Source organism: Staphylococcus sp. HMSC056G08 (assembly GCF_001812305.1).
Lineage (GTDB): Bacteria > Bacillota > Bacilli > Staphylococcales > Staphylococcaceae > Staphylococcus > Staphylococcus simulans.
The window spans coordinates 1-1,909 of record NZ_KV808504.1 but is presented as its reverse complement, the minus strand read 5'-3'; the positions used below and the strand labels follow the sequence as shown (position 1 = coordinate 1,909).

Below are 1,909 nucleotides of genomic sequence, written 5' to 3'. Positions count from 1 at the left end.
TCATCTTCTTCGAAGTACCAGACATCGAAGAACAGATAAACCGCTAATGATAAAAGTAATGACCACGCTGCTGATATGATGAAATCTTGTGTGATAAGTGTCAGGACGGATGTGCTTGCAAAGCAGAATGCGTATGCGATCCAGAATGATTTTTGCATTTTTCCATCTCCTGTTCGTACGTTTTTTGAATGGCTCCATGCTTCCACATAAACTCAAGCCAGTATTGGCATAGTTCCGCGCTAGGTTGTTTTTGTGTTTTTTCTGACATGGTTTATTTCCTCCTTATTCATCTGTTTCTTTTATTTTTGTATGCAATCTAAAGTTATTAATTGTTCTGATTTTGTGTTCTATTTTTTTAATAGTTGAAACACAATGAATTTTAGCTTCGTTCAGTTCATCCAACTGATTTTTAGTCTGTGCTACTAAGCTCTCAATATCATTAAGGTGTTTTTTTAACTCATCTAAATTTGTGGAAATGTACATAACTCTTTGATTCTCATGAATCGATTTTTTTCTTTTAAACATTTAGTTTCCTCCTAAAATTGTTCTCTGCTTGGACTTGTAAACCCAGTTCTCTCAATTACTGGTAACTTGTCTTCATTTTCAACTAAGCATTTAACTAAAAAATCATGGCCGCAATCTAAATAACCATCGATACTATCCCAGCTAAAATCAACTTCGCTTATTGTTTGAATCTTTTTACCTTTATAAATGATTACTGGTGGTGCGTTGACATTCTCTACTTTGATCACTAATAAATGTTTTCTTGTTAATTTGGTAATGAGTTTTTTATTTTGTTTATCATTGTGAAAAGCCCTTTCGTGTATAATGTTGTTATCTCCTAGTGGAAGGAGGTGAGGATTATGGCTAAAGATCATGTGACAATCGAGACATCTTGTCCTAATTGTGGTAAACGTATGAAAATCACTACTAAGAAAAAGCACAATAAATGCCCAAGATGTAAACTCGATTTCATTAGAAAGTAGTCTCGAATGTAATACCTTCATCAATTAACTCTTCAATAGTTTCTCGAGATTTTTCGAGTTCACGGATAGCTTTGTTGATTTTTAATTGTTTGATTTCTAGGTCTTTATTGTTGATATTTAATTGATGAACTACTTTAGGTCTGTTTTTATCTAGCACCTTTTTAGCGACTATTGCAGTAGTTGCTATTAAGAGTGCTATTTTAATTGCTTTGAGTTTGCTCATTTCGTTTCACCTCCTTTAATTCGTTCTATTGATTGTGGGTTTTGGTATAATCACCTAAGGAGGTGATATTATGCTTACAAACGAAGCAAATTTTGTTTTGCATCATTTTTATAAGATATATAAAGACCGTTTAGATGAAGGATATCCTGAAAAAATGGCCCGTTATTTTTATGACGATGAACAAGTACATCATAATTATTTTTTAGGCTTTAACTTCGATGATTTTTTAATCTATACAAAAGAGCTTTCTTCAAATGAATACGTTACACTCGGATATGGCGATGGTGGGTTCTCCGAACTAATAATCAATCCAAAAGCAATCATCGAAATGGAAAATTTATATAAAAATAATGCTAAAAAATTCATTAACACTTTAATAGACTTAAAAAAACTAACGGGAGCTTGATTATTCTCCTACAACATGCCATTCATCAGATATTAAGTCCTCTGCCAATGGTTGCCATCTTTGCTTATAGGACTTCTTATCTGGGATGGTGTACAACATGCCGTGGTACGGGTCATTTGTGGGTAATATGTTTCCTCTTAAACCTTCATTTTTTAAATCTTTTCTATAAATCGCTTTACCTTTTTCCATAGCTAACTTTGTTGCTTCTTGAATGTTCACTTTGTTCCACCTCCTTTAATTCCGCTAGATTGTAGGTAGGGTGTTACGCGTTTCTTAAAAACCTTTCAGCGTATA

General features: G+C 33.2%; 6 protein-coding genes. 2 read left to right on the top strand and 4 right to left on the bottom strand.

Annotation, left to right across the window (positions count from 1 at the left end):
* Positions 1–282: 282 nt before the first annotated feature.
* Positions 283–525 (bottom strand): hypothetical protein, encoded by a 243-nt coding sequence (locus tag HMPREF2846_RS09555; RefSeq protein ID WP_070626522.1) that lies wholly within the window; start codon positions 523–525, stop codon positions 283–285.
* 11 nt (positions 526–536) lie between these two features.
* Entirely contained in the window at positions 537–752 is a 216-nt protein-coding gene (locus HMPREF2846_RS14225; protein ID WP_141751878.1) for a hypothetical protein, read from the bottom strand.
* A 111-nt stretch (positions 753–863) separates the two neighbouring features.
* On the opposite strand from HMPREF2846_RS14225, the gene HMPREF2846_RS14775 reads away from it, so the two are divergent.
* Positions 864–986, top strand: coding sequence for a hypothetical protein (locus tag HMPREF2846_RS14775; RefSeq protein ID WP_256274653.1), 123 nt, complete (start codon positions 864–866; stop codon positions 984–986).
* Here HMPREF2846_RS14775 and HMPREF2846_RS09545 read toward each other — a convergent pair.
* Positions 976–1,209, bottom strand: coding sequence for a hypothetical protein (locus HMPREF2846_RS09545; RefSeq protein WP_070626520.1), 234 nt, complete (start codon positions 1,207–1,209; stop codon positions 976–978). The two genes, HMPREF2846_RS14775 and HMPREF2846_RS09545, sit on opposite strands and share 11 nt — an antisense overlap.
* Before the next feature lie 70 nt (positions 1,210–1,279).
* On the opposite strand from HMPREF2846_RS09545, the gene HMPREF2846_RS09540 reads away from it, so the two are divergent.
* Complete coding sequence (locus HMPREF2846_RS09540; protein WP_070626519.1) at positions 1,280–1,615, top strand: hypothetical protein; 336 nt, start codon at positions 1,280–1,282, stop codon at positions 1,613–1,615.
* Here the strand turns inward: HMPREF2846_RS09540 and HMPREF2846_RS09535 are convergent, their stop codons facing one another.
* Positions 1,616–1,834, bottom strand: a complete 219-nt coding sequence (locus HMPREF2846_RS09535; protein WP_070626518.1) for a Thoeris anti-defense Tad2 family protein — start codon at positions 1,832–1,834, stop codon at positions 1,616–1,618.
* Positions 1,835–1,909 lie beyond the last annotated feature (75 nt).